This is a genomic window from Chryseobacterium sp. JJR-5R (genome assembly GCF_034047335.1).
Taxonomy (GTDB): Bacteria; Bacteroidota; Bacteroidia; order Flavobacteriales; family Weeksellaceae; genus Chryseobacterium.
The window spans coordinates 3130199-3147591 of sequence record NZ_CP139137.1 but is presented as its reverse complement, the minus strand read 5'-3'; the positions used below and the strand labels follow the sequence as shown (position 1 = coordinate 3147591).

At 41.3% G+C, this 17393-nt stretch carries 17 protein-coding genes; 10 read left to right on the top strand and 7 right to left on the bottom strand.

The genetic code is table 11. The annotated features are described in order from the left end of the window. The first annotated feature begins 60 nt into the window (after positions 1–60). The 4 genes from SD427_RS13775 (at position 61) to SD427_RS13760 (ending at position 5613) form a co-directional block, all read left to right on the top strand. Entirely contained in the window at positions 61–1380 is a 1320-nt protein-coding gene (locus SD427_RS13775) for a serine hydrolase domain-containing protein (protein WP_320558382.1), read from the top strand. A 3-nt stretch (positions 1381–1383) separates the two neighbouring features. Then, positions 1384–1623 carry a hypothetical protein gene (locus SD427_RS13770; protein ID WP_320558381.1) on the top strand — a complete coding sequence of 80 codons (240 nt, stop codon included), beginning with the start codon at positions 1384–1386 and terminating at the stop codon, positions 1621–1623. Further along, a complete protein-coding gene (locus tag SD427_RS13765) occupies positions 1624–4137 on the top strand; it encodes a M1 family metallopeptidase (protein WP_320558380.1) in 2514 nt (837 codons plus the stop codon). Between the two features lie 150 nt (positions 4138–4287). Next, positions 4288–5613: a hydroxymethylglutaryl-CoA synthase family protein gene (locus SD427_RS13760; protein WP_320558379.1), complete on the top strand. Its 1326-nt coding sequence runs from the start codon at positions 4288–4290 to the stop codon at positions 5611–5613. Between the two features lie 165 nt (positions 5614–5778). Here the strand turns inward: SD427_RS13760 and SD427_RS13755 are convergent, their stop codons facing one another. Beyond that, positions 5779–6708, bottom strand: coding sequence for an AraC family transcriptional regulator (locus SD427_RS13755; protein WP_320558378.1), 930 nt, complete (start codon positions 6706–6708; stop codon positions 5779–5781). Positions 6709–6884: 176 nt separating this feature from the next. Between SD427_RS13755 and SD427_RS13750 the strand changes: the two genes are divergently transcribed. After that, positions 6885–8414, top strand: a complete 1530-nt coding sequence (locus SD427_RS13750) for an aldehyde dehydrogenase family protein (RefSeq protein ID WP_320558377.1) — start codon at positions 6885–6887, stop codon at positions 8412–8414. 360 nt (positions 8415–8774) lie between these two features. Then, positions 8775–9164: a DUF779 domain-containing protein gene (locus SD427_RS13745; RefSeq protein WP_320558376.1), complete on the top strand. Its 390-nt coding sequence runs from the start codon at positions 8775–8777 to the stop codon at positions 9162–9164. 49 nt (positions 9165–9213) lie between these two features. On the opposite strand, the gene SD427_RS13740 is transcribed toward SD427_RS13745, so the two are convergent. Both SD427_RS13740 and SD427_RS13735 read right to left on the bottom strand, forming a co-directional pair. Next, positions 9214–9672, bottom strand: coding sequence for a hypothetical protein (locus tag SD427_RS13740; protein WP_320558375.1), 459 nt, complete (start codon positions 9670–9672; stop codon positions 9214–9216). A gap of 70 nt (positions 9673–9742) precedes the next feature. Continuing rightward, positions 9743–10942: a dicarboxylate/amino acid:cation symporter gene (locus tag SD427_RS13735; RefSeq protein ID WP_320558374.1), complete on the bottom strand. Its 1200-nt coding sequence runs from the start codon at positions 10940–10942 to the stop codon at positions 9743–9745. A gap of 92 nt (positions 10943–11034) precedes the next feature. Between SD427_RS13735 and SD427_RS13730 the strand changes: the two genes are divergently transcribed. The 3 genes from SD427_RS13730 to SD427_RS13720 are packed head-to-tail and all read left to right on the top strand — an operon-like array spanning position 11035 to position 12823. Beyond that, positions 11035–11946, top strand: coding sequence for a J domain-containing protein (locus tag SD427_RS13730; protein ID WP_320558373.1), 912 nt, complete (start codon positions 11035–11037; stop codon positions 11944–11946). A gap of 3 nt (positions 11947–11949) precedes the next feature. Then, positions 11950–12252, top strand: coding sequence for a chaperone modulator CbpM (locus SD427_RS13725; RefSeq protein ID WP_320558372.1), 303 nt, complete (start codon positions 11950–11952; stop codon positions 12250–12252). 46 nt (positions 12253–12298) lie between these two features. Next, entirely contained in the window at positions 12299–12823 is a 525-nt protein-coding gene (locus SD427_RS13720) for a hypothetical protein (RefSeq protein ID WP_320558371.1), read from the top strand. A 64-nt stretch (positions 12824–12887) separates the two neighbouring features. On the opposite strand, the gene SD427_RS13715 is transcribed toward SD427_RS13720, so the two are convergent. Both SD427_RS13715 and SD427_RS13710 read right to left on the bottom strand, forming a co-directional pair. Further along, on the bottom strand, positions 12888–13871 hold the full coding sequence (locus SD427_RS13715) for a PLP-dependent cysteine synthase family protein (RefSeq protein WP_320558370.1): 984 nt from the start codon (positions 13869–13871) through the stop codon (positions 12888–12890). A gap of 155 nt (positions 13872–14026) precedes the next feature. Then, positions 14027–15256, bottom strand: coding sequence for an ABC transporter permease (locus SD427_RS13710; RefSeq protein ID WP_320561046.1), 1230 nt, complete (start codon positions 15254–15256; stop codon positions 14027–14029). Positions 15257–15260: 4 nt separating this feature from the next. On the opposite strand from SD427_RS13710, the gene SD427_RS13705 reads away from it, so the two are divergent. After that, positions 15261–16457, top strand: a complete 1197-nt coding sequence (locus tag SD427_RS13705; RefSeq protein WP_320558369.1) for a DUF1343 domain-containing protein — start codon at positions 15261–15263, stop codon at positions 16455–16457. Between the two features lie 90 nt (positions 16458–16547). Here the strand turns inward: SD427_RS13705 and SD427_RS13700 are convergent, their stop codons facing one another. Then, on the bottom strand, positions 16548–16754 hold the full coding sequence (locus SD427_RS13700; protein WP_320558368.1) for a hypothetical protein: 207 nt from the start codon (positions 16752–16754) through the stop codon (positions 16548–16550). Positions 16755–16758: 4 nt separating this feature from the next. Further along, complete coding sequence (locus tag SD427_RS13695; protein ID WP_320558367.1) at positions 16759–17391, bottom strand: DUF3575 domain-containing protein; 633 nt, start codon at positions 17389–17391, stop codon at positions 16759–16761. Positions 17392–17393: the final 2 nt, after the last annotated feature.

The window sequence follows — 17393 nt, the reverse complement described above, 5'->3', positions numbered from 1 at the left end:
ACTTCACTTTTTTTGTAACATTCACCGAATTTTTCCAACCTATTGATTAAATCTCAATGCATGTTAAAAAAGTTACTTTTTCTTTCGGCAATCAGCATTTCAGGGATTGCTTTTTCCCAGAATAACGTAAAGGAAAAACTGGGAAACTATCTTGATTCCCTGTTTGTGCATCATAAAGTCATGGGAAGTTTTGCCCTTACCGATAAAAATCAGACCAATTTTCTGAAAGTAGTCGGTTTTTCCGATGTGGAAAAGCAGCGGAAAGCCAATATGAATACCCAATACCGTATCGGATCGATCAGTAAGACCTTTACGGCAGTGCTGATCATGAAAGCCGTGGAAGATAAAAAGCTTTCTTTAGACAAAAAACTTTCTGATTTCTATCCTGAAATACCCAATGCAGATAAAATAAGTATCGGACAATTATTACAGCACAGAAGCGGGATCCATAATTTAACGGATGAGGCGGAATACGGTCAATATTATACCAGGCCTCAGACGGAAACTGATTTAGTCAATATCATTAAAAAATATAAAAGCGATTTTGAGCCGGGATCAAAGCATAGCTATAGCAACTCCAACTATATTCTGCTCGGTTTTATCCTGGAAAAAGCATATAAAAAGCCTTATGCGGAATTAATTAGGGATAAAATTGCAAAACCCCTGAAACTGACATTGACAGAAGTCGGAGGAAAAATTGATACTTCAAAAAACCATGCACAGTCATATCAGTATTTCAACGGAAAGTATCAGCTTTCCTCAGAAACGGATATGAGTATTCCGATCGGTGCAGGAAATATTATTTCGACGCCCACCGAACTTATCAGATTCATGCTCGGACTGGAACAGGGAAAACTCGTTAAAAAGGAAAATCTTAATAAAATGAAAGATTTTATTGATGATTACGGTTACGGACTGGTCAAGTTCCCTTACGGTAAAACTTCAGGGTTCGGGCACAACGGAGGAATTGACGGTTTCAGGTCTGCACTGTTCTATTTTCCTGATCAGAAAGTAGTGGTAAGCTATATCGTTAATCAATCTGATATGGATACCGATGAAATTTTTGATAAAATGATGTTAACGGCAACGGGAAAAGATTTTGAGATGCCAAGCTTCAAAACGATTGAAATCCCGGAGGCTCAGTTGCAGAAATTGGTTGGGAATTATTTGAGTCCGGGCGTTCCTTTGAAAATCAATATCTTCATCCAGGATAAAAAGCTGATGGCTCAGGCCACCGGTCAGAGTGCTTTTCCGTTAGATGCCACTTCTGAAACCAGTTTTAAATTTGACATGGCAGGAATTGTAATCAATTTTCATCCGGAGAAAAAACAGTTTGACATCATTCAGGGAGGAATAAAAACAACGTTCATAAAAGAATAAACAATGAAATATTTAAAAATCAATACTGAACAGGCCGCCGATCTTGACGCATTGAAAAATGCCATCCTTCAGATGAAAGGAGTAGAGTCTGTAGACATTATCGATGAAGAAAATCCGGAAAGCGAACTGAAAAAAGCATTTCATAAAACCAAAGAGCAGTTTAAAAAAGGAGATTATGAGACGGTGGTAAATGATATTTTCGACATTTTAACTAAAAACAATTCTAAAACAAGTAATACATAAATGAAAAAAGCCGTTTTAGCGATTGCTGTCCTCGGAGGGATTTTGTTTTCCGGAACTACAGCAGCGCAAACCGAAACTTCAGGAAGGGAAAAAGTCTACAGGGCTACCCACACCAAAGTAACAGAACTGAAGCATACCAAGCTGAAAGTAAATTTCGATTATCAGAAAGAGCAGATGAACGGGGAAGAATGGCTTACCGCTGCACCTTACTTTTATCCGAACAGCGAACTGATCCTTGATGCTAAAGGAATGCTGATCCAGGAAGTGGCTCTGGATAATAATGGTAAAAAATCATCTTTAAAATATGATTATAAAGATGATGTCTTAAAAATTACTTTAGACAAGACCTATCAGAAAAATCAGGATTATACGGTATATATCAAGTATACGGCCCGCCCGAATGAAGTGAAACAGCAGGGAAGTGCTGCTATCAATGATGCCAAAGGTTTATATTTCATCAATGCACAGGGAAAAGATGCAGATAAGCCTACCCAGATCTGGACACAGGGTGAAACGGAATCTTCTTCTGCATGGTTTCCGACCATAGATAAATCCAACCAGAAAACCACCCAGGAAATCTACATGACGGTTCCTGATAAATATGTAACGCTTTCCAACGGAATCTTAAAACAGTCTCAGAAAGAAGCAAACGGGCAGAGGACGGATCATTGGGTAATGGATAAAAGGCATTCTACCTATCTTTTCTTTATGGGCGTGGGCGAATATGCAGTGGTGAAAGACAAATGGAGAAATATTCCGGTTGATTATTATATTGAAAAAGAATACGAGCCCTATGCTAAACAGATTTACGGAAATACCCCGGAAATGATGGAGTTTTTCTCCAAAAGGCTCGGCTATGATTATCCGTGGGCAAAATACGCTCAGATTTCAGGAAGGGATTACGTAAGCGGGGCCATGGAAAATACAACCGCAACCTTACACGGAAGCGACATTTTACAGAAACCGGGACAGTTAATAGACGAAAATACCTGGGAAGATACCATTGCCCACGAATTGTTCCACCATTGGTTCGGGGATCTGGTAACGGCGGAAAGCTGGAGCAACCTTACCGTTAACGAATCTTTTGCCAACTATTCCGAATACCTGTGGAACGAATACAAGTACGGGAAAGACCAGGCAGATTACCACCAGATGAAAGATGTGAATAATTACATTCACAACCCTTCTGACTTTAAGAAAGACCTGGTAAGATTCGATTATGATTCCCGAGAAGATGTATTTGATCTGGTTACCTATCAGAAAGGCGGAGGAATCCTTCATATGCTGAGAAATTATCTGGGTGACGATGCCTTCTTTGCAGGAATGCAGGATTACCTGAAAACCTATGAATACCAGAATGCAGAAGCCCACCAGCTGAGGTTGTCATTTGAAAAAGTATCAGGAAAAGACCTGAACTGGTTCTTCAATCAGTGGTATTTCGGAAGCGGGAATCCGAAAATTAATTACTCGTATACCTTCGAGCCGGTTAAAAAACAGATTACCGTAACCCTGAACCAGACTCAGGAACAGCCGTTTGAATTCCCTCTTGCAATCGATGTTTATGACAACGGAAAACCTAAGCGGTACAATGTCTGGGTAAATGCCGCAGCAAAAAATACCTTCAGTTTTGATGTTTCTAAAAATGCAGATCTGGTAAACATCAATGCAGACGGTATTCTGCTGGCAGAAATTACCGATACCAAAACACCGGAACAGTATCTGATGCAGTTTACCGGTTCCAAAGAATTTAAAAGCAGGTACAATGCTCTGAACGGGATTAAAGACCAGATAGGAAAAAATCCGGCAGCAACGAAATTACTGGCAACAGCATTAAAAGACCCTTATTTCAGAACAAGGATCAAGGCTTTGCAGTTAATGGACCTTTCAAATCCGGAACAGCTTAAGGCGTTGGGTTCCGATGTTGAAAAACTGGCTTCAAATGACCCTAAAACATTGGTTCAGGCTGCAGCAATTTCAGCATTGGCAAAGACAAAAGACAGAAAGTACCTTCCTGTTTTCGACAAAGGAGTCAATGCCGTTTCAAATGCCGTAAAAGGGAGTTCCGTAAGTGCCGTAATAGCTGTTGATCCGTCAAGAGCAAGTGCGCTGGCAGAAAAGATAGACCTTGATGGAGCATCCGAAACTCTGATGAGCCAGATGCTGCCGATTGTCGTGAAAAATAAAGTGACTTCCCAGATGTCCAATATTGCCCAGCTGGTAGCATTTTATCCTTTTATTAAATTCCAGAATCCGGAATTGGGAAAATCTGCGGAAGAAGGCTATAACTGGATTATGAGTTCTGATAACCTGAAAGCAACAGAAAGCATTACAAAAATAATAATGCAGGCAAAAGGCCAGATGGGTGACAATCCTCAGGTAAAAATGATGATTTCCCAGATGCTTAAAGACGGTTTGAATAAAAAAGTAGAGCTTCTGAGACAGAATCCCCAGAATGCGGCAAGCATCAATAAACAGATTGATGTCATGAATAAGGCGATTGAAGATTTTAAATAATTAAAACAGCTTATCAAATTGAAAAGCACTTCTGAAAAGAGGTGCTTTTTTGTTTTAATGTTATAATTTACTAGACTTTCTTAAAAATCTGTTCAATATCATAACAGGTTAAACGTTTACATTTTTTAAATTCGTATAAAATTTGACACTATGACTTTCGGAATTGAAGCAGCCAGCTTTTATGTACCTTCACTATATTTGGAAACTAAAGACCTGGCGGAGAGAAGAGGCATTGAACCTGCAAAGCTGGAAAAAGGATTGGGCCTGCACAAAATGGCACTCCCTGATGTGCACGAAGATGCAGCTACTTTTGCAGCGGAAGCTTTGCTTAAATTAATAAAAGATTACCGTCTCAACCCAAAAGACCTGTCCAGGATTTATCTGGGAACGGAAAGTGCACTGGATGCGGCAAAGCCAACGGCTTCTTATGCCATGCAGATGTCTGAAAAAGTACTGGAACAGGAATTCGGGGAAAGGTGTTTTAAAAACTGTGATGTGGTGGATTTGACGTTTGCCTGCATCGGAGCAGTAGATGCGCTTCACAACTCACTGGATTTCGTAAGAGCCAACCCGGATAAAAAAGCGGTAGTCATTGCCAGCGATTATGCCAAATACGAACTGGATTCTTCCGGTGAGTACACACAGGGTGGAGGTGCGGTAGCTGTTCTGGTTTCTGCACAACCGGATTTGCTTGAAATTGAAAACAACTGGGGCGTTGCCACGGAAAGTGTTTTTGATTTTTTCAAACCGAGACGGAGTTTCAATAAAGAGGATCTTATTAATGCCCCGGAAAATTTTCCGGATACAATAGAAATTTTTACTGATGAGCCGGTTTTTGACGGTCAGTACTCCAATCAGTGCTACCAGGACAGGATCCGGGAAGCCTACGACCATTATAAACAGGTTACCGGAAAAGCAAAGCCTTATGAAAGCTGGAAATACCTGATTTTCCACCTTCCGTATGCTTTTCACGGCAAAAGGGTCTTCACTGAAATTTACAGCCTGGAAAACGGACTTCCGTACTCAAACCCGGAAGAACAGAAAGCGGTGGCAAAATCACCTGAGTATATTCAATTCATCAGTGATACTATTGAGCCTTCTCAAAGGGCTTCGTCAGAAATCGGCAATATGTATACGGCTTCCATTTTTATGGCCCTGCTTTCTGCCCTGCAGGTTTCTTTTGATGAAAATGAAGAACTGGCCGGACAGGAAATCGGGTTCCTGGGGTACGGAAGCGGCTCCAAATCAAAAGTCTTTGCCGGGAAAGTCTCTGAAAACTGGAAAAAAGTAGCCGGGAAATGGAACCTGTTTGAAAATTTAAAGAACAGTACAGCCATTGATTTTGATACCTACGAAAAACTGCACCGGAAGCAGCTGAAAAAATCCGTTAACGAAGGTTATAAAGGTTTCGGATTAAAATACATTGAATGGCAGAATCCGGTTCTGAAAGGAGCAAGATATTATCATTATCAATAGTAACCCAATAGAAAAAGTAAGCGCTTCACCCGGAGTGCTTGTTTTTTATGAGTAATACCATTAATATAATAAAGACTAATACAGATAAATTAATAATCCAGGCTGCTTTCCTGCTGATTTTGACACCGAATACATATTCGATCATATCTTCAGGCGGAATCATAATCAGTTATTATTCAGAAATAGGATATGATCCTGATAACTCTTCGGGGTAGTTCCTACCAGCTGCTTAAATACCCTCGTAAAATAATTCGTATCCGAAAATCCGGTCTGGTAAGCAGTTTCCTTGATGCTGTTGCGGCTTGCGAGCAGCTCTTTGGCCCTGGTTATCCTTTCCTGCAGGATAAATTCATTGGGGGAAGTGCCCAGTTCATCCTTAAACATTTTAAAGAAATTGGATTTGCTCACATACGCCAGCTTTGCAATGCTGTCCACCGAAAGCTTCTGATGAAGGTTTTTCCTGATGTAATCCACCACAAAACTGATCCTTGATTTGTGCTTAGCCCGGTTTTTTTCCACCATGCTCCTGGCCTGGGTCTGCATCAGGCGGATCAGCAGTTCCTTCAGTGCAAAATCTGCCATAATATCTTTTTGAGAATTGTCGTCCATGGCAATCCGCATGATATTATTAGTGGCAGAAGCCAGCGACGGATTATTGAAAAGGAAATATTCATCCACCTCAATATGCCACCGGGACATCTCGTCTGTTTTCGGGCTGTAATAGTTTAGATGATTCAGTGAGTCTTCAATAAATTCAGGATTCAGTTTCAGGGAAATGCACTGTGAAGGTGTTTCGTCAGCTTCAGGAAAGTCAATCACCATGGTTTCCCCCGGTGCTACCAGCATACTTTCTCCAGGAAGATAATCAAAATAGCCGGTCTTATTCTCCAGCTTCATATGCTTTTTCCCGCGGAGCATGGCCGTAAAAGCAATGGTATCAAAATGCAGTTTTACGTTAAAAGATGCCTGATGGGTTTCATAAATGCTGAATTCGCAATTGCTCATATTGAATACGGTCTGGTTTTCAACCAAGTGCAACAGCTGGTTTTTCCGCTTTAATTCGGGAGTATGAAGTAAAAATTTAGAATCGTTCATTGCTGAATGGATTTGGTGCCTGTTTACCCAAATATAAAGATTATCAGGGTAAGCAACTGTTAATGAAATGATAAAATTCGTGGTAGGTATGATTTTGAAGCTTTTTTGTACGATTGTGCTATATAATTAATATAGGGAATGGTAACTTAGGATCAGCAAAAATTAAAATTATTAAAATGAGTACAGTTACAGAACAGGAATCAGGGACCGTTTTACAGTGGCCTGAATTTAAAAGCAGATATGACAACTATATTGACGGGAAATACACCGCACCGGTAAACGGGCAGTATTTCGATGTGGTTTCTCCGGTAAACGGAAAAAACTTCACCCAGGCAGCACACTCGTCTAAAGAAGACCTGGAACTGGCGGTTAACGCCGCAGAAAAAGCTTTTCAGACCTGGAAAGATACCTCATCTACGGAAAGAAGTATTATTTTAAATAAAATAGCCGACAGAATTGAGCAGAACCTTGAATATCTGGCGACGGTAGAAACTATTGACAACGGTAAAGCCGTGAGAGAAACGCTGGCTGCGGATATACCATTGGCTGTTGACCATTTCAGATATTTCGCTTCCGTAATCAGGGCAGATGAAGGTTCCCATAATGAACTGGATAAAGATACTGTTTCTTTGATCGTTCATGAGCCGCTGGGTGTCATTGCACAGATCATTCCCTGGAACTTCCCGATACTGATGGCCGTATGGAAACTGGCTCCGGCTCTGGCAGCAGGAAACTGCGTGGTGCTGAAGCCGGCAGAAAGCACGCCGATTTCAATCCTGGTATTAATGGAGCTTGTCGGAGACCTGCTTCCTCCGGGAGTCGTTAACATCGTCAATGGTTTTGGGGCAGAACTCGGAAGGGCACTGGTGACCAATCCTAAAGTGAACAAAGCAGCATTTACGGGGTCTACGGCTACAGGCCGTCTGGTCATGCAGTATGCTACGGAGAACATTATTCCGGTAACATTGGAATTAGGCGGAAAATCCCCGAATGTTTTCTTCAGCTCAGTAATGGATGCGGATGACGAATTTTTGGATAAAGCGATTGAAGGAGCAGTACTGTTTGCCCTGAATCAGGGTGAAATCTGTACCTGTCCGTCCAGATTACTGGTTCAGGAAGATATCGCCGATGCTTTCATGGAAAAAGTGATTGAAAGGGTGAAAGCGATCAAAGTAGGGAACCCGCTGGATAAAACGGTGATGATGGGTGCGCAGGCTTCCAAAATCCAGAAAGATAAAATCCTTTCTTATATCCAGTTGGGAAAAGAAGAAGGTGCGGAAGTACTTGTAGGAGGTGATGTCAGCCACATGGGTGAAGACCTTGAGAACGGATATTATATCCAGCCGACCATCTTTAAAGGAAACAACAGGATGAGGATTTTCCAGGAGGAAATTTTCGGGCCGGTCCTGGCATTTACTACATTTAAAGATGAAGAAGAAGGTATTAAAATTGCCAACGATACCATTTACGGATTGGGAGCAGGCGTATGGACAAGGGATGCGCACCAGCTGTATAATGTTCCGCGTAAGATCCAGGCGGGAAGAGTGTGGGTAAACCAATACCATTCTTACCCTGCAGGAGCACCTTTCGGTGGGTACAAGCAGTCGGGAATAGGCAGGGAGAACCATAAAATGATGCTGGACCACTACCGCCAGACTAAAAATATGCTGATTTCATACAATAAGAACAAATTAGGGTTCTTTTAAATAAAGTTAGGGCGTGCCCGTTTATTGCCCCAGCTAAACAGGCCGGGGCAAAAACGGTCGGGCTATCCAGGGCTCCACTTCGTTTCGGTGCTCCGCTTCGCTCCGCACTCCTGCTTTCAGCAGGACCCTTCCTATCCCTCACGCGGAATATGATGTATAACACATCGGTATAAGGAACAGAAATTGCAGTGGCTTATATAATGCTGAGGTGAACAGATATGACAAACCAAAGGTCCGGCTGAAATTAATCGGCCGGACTTTTTAACTTTATCAACACTGATTAAAAAAATGGCTGATTCAAATCGTCAATTTCTTTCAAAGCAGTGTAAAACGCATTTAAATCAATAAAAATCAAATAATATGCAGACGCAAACCACAATATCCAGAGTATCGGTTACGGAAAAAGCCCTTGAAGTTATCTGGGAACTCGAAAAAAAATACGGTGAACTTATGTTCTACCAGGCCGGAGGCTGTTGCGAAGGTACCCAGCCGCAGTGCTTCGAAAAAGGAGGGTTCTTCCCGAGAATGAACGATGCCATGATCGGAACCATTAACAATCATGAATTCTGGATAGACCGTGATTTGTTTGAATACTGGCAGTATTCGCATTTTACACTGGACGTTACTGATGGCTTCGGGCCGGGCGGCTTTTCCCTGGAGACACCGTTGGGAAAAACATTCAAAGTGCAGTATAAGCTTTTTACCAAAGAAGAATACGAAAATCTGGAACCGGTAAAACGCAGTGAATAAATAGATTATTTGTAATTTTTGAATTACTTATTTTCCTGAAGTATAGAATTTACTTCTCTTTCAGAATCATATTATCTCTTTTTATATTTCTTTTTAAAATAAAATACTTGCTGACTGCGATGATGCATGGAAAACCAATAATAAAATAATTGTTATTATTTACAATCTCTGCTATAGAAATAATCAGGAAAAGGAGCAGTGCTAAGATGGCAGCCAGAAAGTGGGAAATGAAAGGAGTAAATTCCGTCTTGATGAATGTTGTGGTATCTTCTTCTGAGATATTTCCCTTTATGATAAAATGAAAAATATTAAAGTCAAAAAAATGACTTCTCCTTTTAATTGTAAAATCACTTTTATTAACGGTTCCCCTATATTCAAATCTGGTATGGATTCCGTGATCAGGAATTAATGTGATGAATGCGGTATTAGTCTTATAAGTAATCTTTTTCAGACTTTCAGAGAAATCAGCTTTTTTCATCTCAATATTAAAACTCAGATGGTCGGTCATATAAGCCTATAATTTTATAAAAGGGATTCATGTTAATTTAAATACAATTTAACGTGTTCTGCCTGCATAATTAAACCTTCACAAACCGGTTCACGAACATTGAAGCCACCAGTTGTCCCACAGCGTTCAGAACCGTAGCCAAAGGATCTACCAGGGTACCGATAATCATCACTACAGGAATCGCCTCTTGTGGCAATTTATAAACGGAGATCATCAGCATTTCGCCGATATAACCGCCATTCGGGATTCCTCCGGCAACAATGCTTACGAAAACCGTAATTCCCAAAGCCAGCAGAAGATTGACGGGATCGAAAAAATCCCTTCCGATAATTAGAAATGCCACATAAATTTTAATGATTGAAGACATCGAAGAACCGTTTTTATGCAACGTTGTCCCTATAGGAATAACAATATTGGCAATCTGGTTCTGGACCCCGATTTTAGATGCCGCCACAAGATTTGCAGGCATTGTGGCAAAACTGCTGCAGGTGCTCAGGGCGGTTAAAGTGGGATAAACGGCATTTTTCCAGAAAATTTTTACACCATTGCGGCCTTTTGCCATGAAAGCGTAAAGGGAAAAGAATACCAGGAAATACACAATTCCGGCCGCATAATACAATCCCAGAGGCTTTGCATAGAACCCGAAGAGTTGAGGCCCCAAGGTAGCTACCTGATATGCAAAATAGGCACCCAGGCCAATGGGAGCAATGCTCATGATCAGCATAAGCAGTTCTTTCATCACTTCATAGCCTGAAGCGATAAACATCCTAAACGCCTGGCCTTTTTCACCCGCTTTTCTGGCAGAAAAGCCCGTCATGAAAGCAAAAATCAGGAGAGCCAGCATATTCTGCCTTGAAAAAAGCTGTGTAAATTCCCCGACTGTAAAAAAGCTAACAATCCTGTTTCCCCAGCTTTCGTCATTTACAGCTTCTTCAACCACGGCCTGACCTCCCGAAACACCTGAAACCGGAAACAAATAGACCGCACCAATCGTAAAAACCGCAGCGGTAAGGATGAAAAAAAGAAAAGTGAATCCCATAGTCACCATAATTTTACCGAATTTCGACTGCTGTTCCAGTGAGGCAATAGAATTGGAAACCGCGAAAAATACCAGTGGAACCACACTTACAAAAAGGAGATTAAGAAAAATATCCCCTACAGGTTTTACATAATCAACAACACCGGGTGCTGCAATACCGAGTATGCTTCCGGCAATGATGCCCAACAGCAAAAGTAAAATACCCGAGTAGTTTCTGATGACCTCTTTCATACACCGCTTTTACCCAAAGATAGGTTTATTTTTAACATTCCGTTATATATTTTTCAGGCTTAAAATTCTTAAATTTGAGTAAAAAGGTTTCTATGGCTTATATAGATTACTATAAAATTTTAGGCGTAGACAAAAACGCAACCCAGGACGATGTTAAAAAAGCATACCGGAAACAGGCAAGAAAGTTACACCCCGATCTTAATCCTGATGATAAGGAAGCGGAAAGGCAGTTCAAGGAGCTGAACGAGGCAAATGAAGTGCTCAGCAATCCGGAAAACCGTGCGAAGTATGATAAATACGGAGAACACTGGAAGCATGGCGAAGAATACGAAAAAGCACAGCAGCAGCAAAGGCAAAGGTCATATCAGGATGACGGCGGAAACTTCGGCGGCGGGTTTTCCGGAACGGATTTCGGGGAGGGCGAAGACTTTTCAGATTTTTTCCAGAGCATGTTCGGAGGTTCCGGAAGAAGTGCAAGAGGAAGTGCTTCAGGAAAATTCAAAGGTCAGGATGTGCAGGCAGAACTGACATTGGATTTAAGGGACGCAGCCGTTACGCATCCTCAGACTTTTGAAATCAACGGTAAAAAAGTAAGGATTACCATTCCGGCAGGCATACATGACGGCCAGCAGATCAGGCTGAAAGGCCACGGCGGCCCGGGACATAACGGCGGTCCGGCCGGGGATTTATACATCACATTCAACATTCCTGCAGACCCTGATTTTGAAAGATCCGGCGATGACCTGAAAACAAAGGTAACCATCGACCTGTATACTGCCGTATTGGGCGGAGATGTCACGGTAAATACCCTTAGCGGAAACGTCAACCTCAAAGTAAAGCCCGGCACACAGAACGGCACGACCGTAAGATTGAAGGGCAAGGGGTTCCCGGTTTACAAAAAGGACGGGCAGCATGGGGATTTATTTGTGACCTATGAAGTAAAGCTGCCTGCCAATCTTACCCAAAAGCAGAAAGAACTCTTTGAACAACTTAAAAATTCCTAGGCTATGAGCGAAAGAATATCGAGGGAAGAACTCGTAAAAATATACAATATAGAAATTACTTTTTTTGATGAGCTGGTAGATTCCGGATTGCTGAATATCCATACGGAAAATAAAATCCGGTATCTGATGTATGAGGATTTACCGTCTTTTGAAAGGTTTGCCAACTGGCATTATGACCTTGAGATTAACCTTCCCGGCCTGGAGGTGATCCATGAAATGCTCAGGAAAATGGATGGCCTCACACAGAAAAACCGTGAACTGATGAACAAAATTTCTGCAATGAGTGAGAGATATGAGGATATTTAATTTAGTTTTGCAGAAGAACAGTTAAAGCCCATTAAACAATTCCAGGATGAATGACGATAAAATCATTAATTTACAGATCAACAGGAAAGATTTTGAAGAAGTCTACTTCAGCGGTACTTCAGGAAGCCTGTTCTTTTCATCGGCCACAAAAGGAAAAACGGTCACCACGTTGATTGTGGGTTTAATTCTGGCTATTCTGTTTATCTTTAAAGATGACTTCAGCAAAGAAAAATTCGGGATTTTATATTTTGTCAGCTTTTTATTCCTGCTTTGCGTAATTTTCCTTTCCGTAGCGATTAATAAAGTCTCACGATGGAAAAAGGAAGTCACAGCTTACCTGAAGACTTTGGAAAATGCGGAAATTTACCAGATTAAATTCAATAAGAAGATCTTTACCGTAAATATAAATAATGAAAAAGAGACCTGCCTGTGGACAGAGTTTACTTCTGCAGAAACCGGTGAAAAGTTTATTGCGCTGGAAGGAAAATACAATTACATGTTTCCGCAAAAATCAATGAATCCGGGAGATTATGAAGTACTCAAACAGGCCGTAAAGAAAAATATCAAATAACAAAAAAACTCAGAGCATCCGCTGCCTCTGAGTTTTTATTTATAGCAAATAGAGACTAGACTGGTTAATCCAGCCAGCCCATTTCTTTCATCCAATCGTCATTGTAGATTTTCCCTACGTATCTTGAGCCGTGATCGTGAAGTAGGACTACAATTACGTCATTTTCCGTAAACTGATCTTTCATCTGGATTAAAGAGGCAATGGCGCTTCCTGCAGAATAACCGCAGAAGATTCCTTCTTCTTTGGCTAATTTTCTCGCATAAATGGCTCCGTCTTTATCCGTAACTTTTTCAAAATGGTCAATGACAGCCATATCGTAATTTTCAGGAATAATATCTTCACCGATTCCTTCCGTAACATAAGTGTAAGCATGGTCGTAGTGAAGCTCGCCGGTTTCGTGGTATTCTTTTAAAATAGAGCCGTATGTATCTACACCGATTACTTTAATGTCCGGATTTCTCTCCTTGAAGAATGTCCCGCAGCCCGTGATGGTACCTCCCGTTCCGGCTCCCACAACGAAATGGGTCAGTTTTCCGTCTGTCTGTTCCCAGATTTCAGGCGCTGTTGATTCGTAATGAGCTGCTCTGTTGGACAAATTGTCATATTGGTTGACATACCATCCGTTTTCCGTTTCTTTTGCCAGTCTTTTGGAAACTGAATAATAAGAACGCGGGTCGGTAGGTTTTACATCGGTAGGGCATACAATGACTTCTGCACCTACGGCACGAAGGATATCACATTTTTCTTTTGACTGTTTGGAATTGGTTACAAAAATACATTTGTACCCTTTGATGATCGCGGCAAGCGCGAGGCCCATTCCTGTATTCCCGGAAGTTCCTTCAATGATGGTTCCTCCCGGTTTTAACCTTCCGTCCTTTTCAGCATCCTCAATCATTTTCACAGCCATCCTGTCTTTTACAGAATTGCCCGGATTGAACGTTTCTACCTTGGCCAGGACCAAAGCCGGAAAATCCTCGCCTAAAACTTTGTTAAGTTTTACCAGTGGCGTATTTCCGATCGTTTCAAGAATATTTTCTGCGTATTTCATAAATGTTTTATAAGCATGGCAAAGATACGGCTTTAAATTTTATTGAGTTTAGGATCATAATCATGAAATAAATCTCAGACATGAGGAATTTCCAATCCATAAATTGTATGGATGATAATATTTAAACCTAAAAATAATCAAAGTAATCTGCTGGCTTAATTGTATTTGATTGCCTTTACAGGAGAAATTTTGCTGATCAGGTAACTCGGGATAATAAGGGCAAGCCCGGAAACCAGAAGGATTCCTGCCGAAATGGAAATAATGGCAATGGGATTTAAATCTACCGGCACGGTGCTCACATAATAGTTTTCAGGATTCAGCTTGATAATGCCGAAGAACTTCTGGATCAGGATTAAACTTAATCCGATCAGGTTTCCGCATAAAAGCCCTGGAATCATGATAATCAGCGTATAATTGATGAATGTTGTCCTGATCTGGCCATTGCTGGCTCCTAATGTTTTCAGCAGGCCGATGGAATTTGTCCTTTCAATAATAAGAATCAGGAGTACCATGATGATATTGATGACCACAACAATCAGCATGATAATGATAATCAGCGCGATATTGGTGTCAAAAATACTGATCCAGTCGGTAATCTGAGGGAATTTTTCAGTTGCTTTTTCCGCATAGTTTTTATAGCCGATCAGTTTTTCAACTTCCGGAAAATCACGGTCGACGTCATTGATGTTTTTAAAAAAAATATCAATGCCGCCTACTTCATCAGGCTTCATGTCCTGAATTTTCCGTACGTGGCTGATATCGCCGATGACAAACTGGTCATCGATCATTTTAATATCGGTTTTATAGATGCCGACCACTTCAAATTTCCTGTAGACCGGCTGCTGGTCTGTTTTTGAAAATACGGTGACAATGCTGTCCTTCAGTTTCAGGTGCAGGTCATTGGCCGTCTTTTGGGAAATGGTTACTCCGTTGTTGTAGCCGGTTCCGGTAATTTGTGGCGTGTGCCCGGACACTAAGAATTTTTTAAATCTCAGGCTGTCAAAATCTTTTCCGACCCCTTTAAAAATGATGCCTGCAAAATTATGTTCATTCCGCATAATTCCGGTTACCGTTGCATACGTCTGCACAGATTCCACATCCGGCATTTCCCGAATCTTTTTTATGTCAAGCCCCTGATTGTCAAGTACAGAAGTGTTGTAGGAAGAGTTTGACCTTGTGGATTTTACAGTAATATGCCCACTGAAATCTGCCAGTCTCTCCTTGATTGCTTTTTTAGAACCGAATCCGGTGGAGACGGTAATCAGCGAAACGATAATTCCCAATGCAACAGAAAGCCTTCCGATGAAGATGATCACCCGCGAGAGGTTATTTTTGTTATCTTTGGAAAACGCTATTTTTCTGGAGAAATATAAAGGAAATTTCAAGCTCATGAATTTAGATTTCAAAATTAAAAATTTACTTCCTATTTGCCTAATTTTTTTGGGAGTATTCAATCAATATTATTCGCAGGTTAGCAGTCACCCGGAATTTAAAACCGGTGCAGACCAGCCTGAGTTGTATCTGCCGCTGTTAAAGGGGAAAACCATCGGCGTGGTGACCAATCAGACCGGCCTGATGAAGGACAGAAGCCATGTCGTTGACTTTTTAGTGAAGAACGGAATAAAAATCCAGTCTATTTTTGCTCCCGAGCACGGTTTCCGAGGTGATGCGGATGCCGGCGAAAAGGTAAAGGACGGGGTAGATGTAAAAACAGGAATCCCAATTGTTTCTTTATATGCAAACAACAAAAAACCAAAGCCTGACCAGTTAAAAGGGATTGATATTGTTGTCTTTGATATTCAGGATGTCGGGGTCAGGTTCTATACTTATATTTCAACGTTAAGCTATCTGATGGAAGCCGGAGCAGAAAATAAAGTCGAGGTTTTGGTGCTGGACCGCCCCAATCCGCATGACGGCTATACCGACGGCCCGGTTCTGAGAAAAAAATGGTCGAGTTTTGTAGGATTGCACGAAGTACCGGTTGTGTATGGCCTGACCATAGGAGAATACGGAAAAATGGTGAACGGAGAAAAATGGCTGAAAAACGGAATACAGGCAAAATATACCGTTATTCCGATGAAGAACTATCATAAAAAACAGCGTTACGGGATTTCAGGCAAACCTTCGCCCAACCTTCCGAATGACCAGTCAATTAATCTATACCCGAGTTTATGCTTTTTCGAGGGCACTCAGGTTTCAGTAGGGAGGGGCACGGATCTGCCTTTCCAGATTTACGGCTCACCCTGGACCACAAGCCTGCCTTACCGGTTTACGCCAAAGCCCAATCCCGGAGCCAAAGACCCTTTTTTAAACGGCCAATTGTGCTATGGTGAAAATCTTTCGGCCTACAGAACTGATTTACGAGAGCTCAATTTAGAATGGGTAATCAAAGCCTATAAAGCCTATAAAAACCCGCAGGCGGATTTCTTCCTGAAAAATTTATGGTTTGATACCTTATCCGGGACCGATGAGCTGAGAAAACAGATCATGGCAGGGAAATCAGTTTCTGAGATTAAGGCCTCATGGAAGCCGGGGCTGGAAATGTTTGAGAAAACCAGGAAAAAATATGTGATGTACGAAAACTGATGTACAGGACACGACAAGCCAATAAAATTCGCCTGTAAATAATTAATTTACAGGCGAAATATTTTGTTTATATCCAGAATTATGTATGGATCAGTCAAAATCCGGTGGCGGATTCTTGTCGTTTTTCCCTCTGTTCATAATGACCAATCCGATCGATAAGCCGATAACGCCTGCCCCTGCGATCATTAATGCCCTTTCTATTTTGTCCGGCTGGTCGTTTCCGAGATAATTCATAAGAAATAAAATACCAAAAGTAATGATGCAGATGATAATGTGGTTTTTTCCGAATAACTTCATCGTTTTATTTTAATTTATAGGAAATCATGACACCTCCCCGGTAAGGAAGGATTTCTCCGCTTTTGTTATAGCCTTTGGGAGAGTCATAACGCTGTCCTGTTGTACGGTCGTATCCTTTGTAAAAATCCTGGGAGCTTCCTATGCCTGCATAGATGTCCATATTCAATTTGTCCGAAAGCCTGAACTGATACCCTCCCGTAATACCGAATATAAGGGAATATCCTTTCTGATAAAGGTTTGAGTTGATATAGGTCATGCCCGTCTGTTCATCTGTAACAATATTGTTATTCCAGTAATTCCATTTTTGCGCGATGAAACGGGATCCTGCAATATTGGCTCCGACATACCAATGCTTAAAAGCTTCATTAAAATAATACCTGCCTTCCAAAGAAACCGAATAATACTGCAGTTCATGTCCTGAAAAAGATTTCCAGGGAGAGACCAGAACATCTCCCTGCACGGTAAATTTTTTATTTAACTGATGTTCCAAGGCTACATTGATGATTCCGATGGGAATTAACAGTGCATTTCCTTTAATATAAACTCCTGTCTCACTGTCCTGTAACTGTTCCTGAGCATTCAGGGTTCCCAGTAAAAATAAGGTCAGGAAGCCTGTAATAAACTTGATTTTAGGCATTT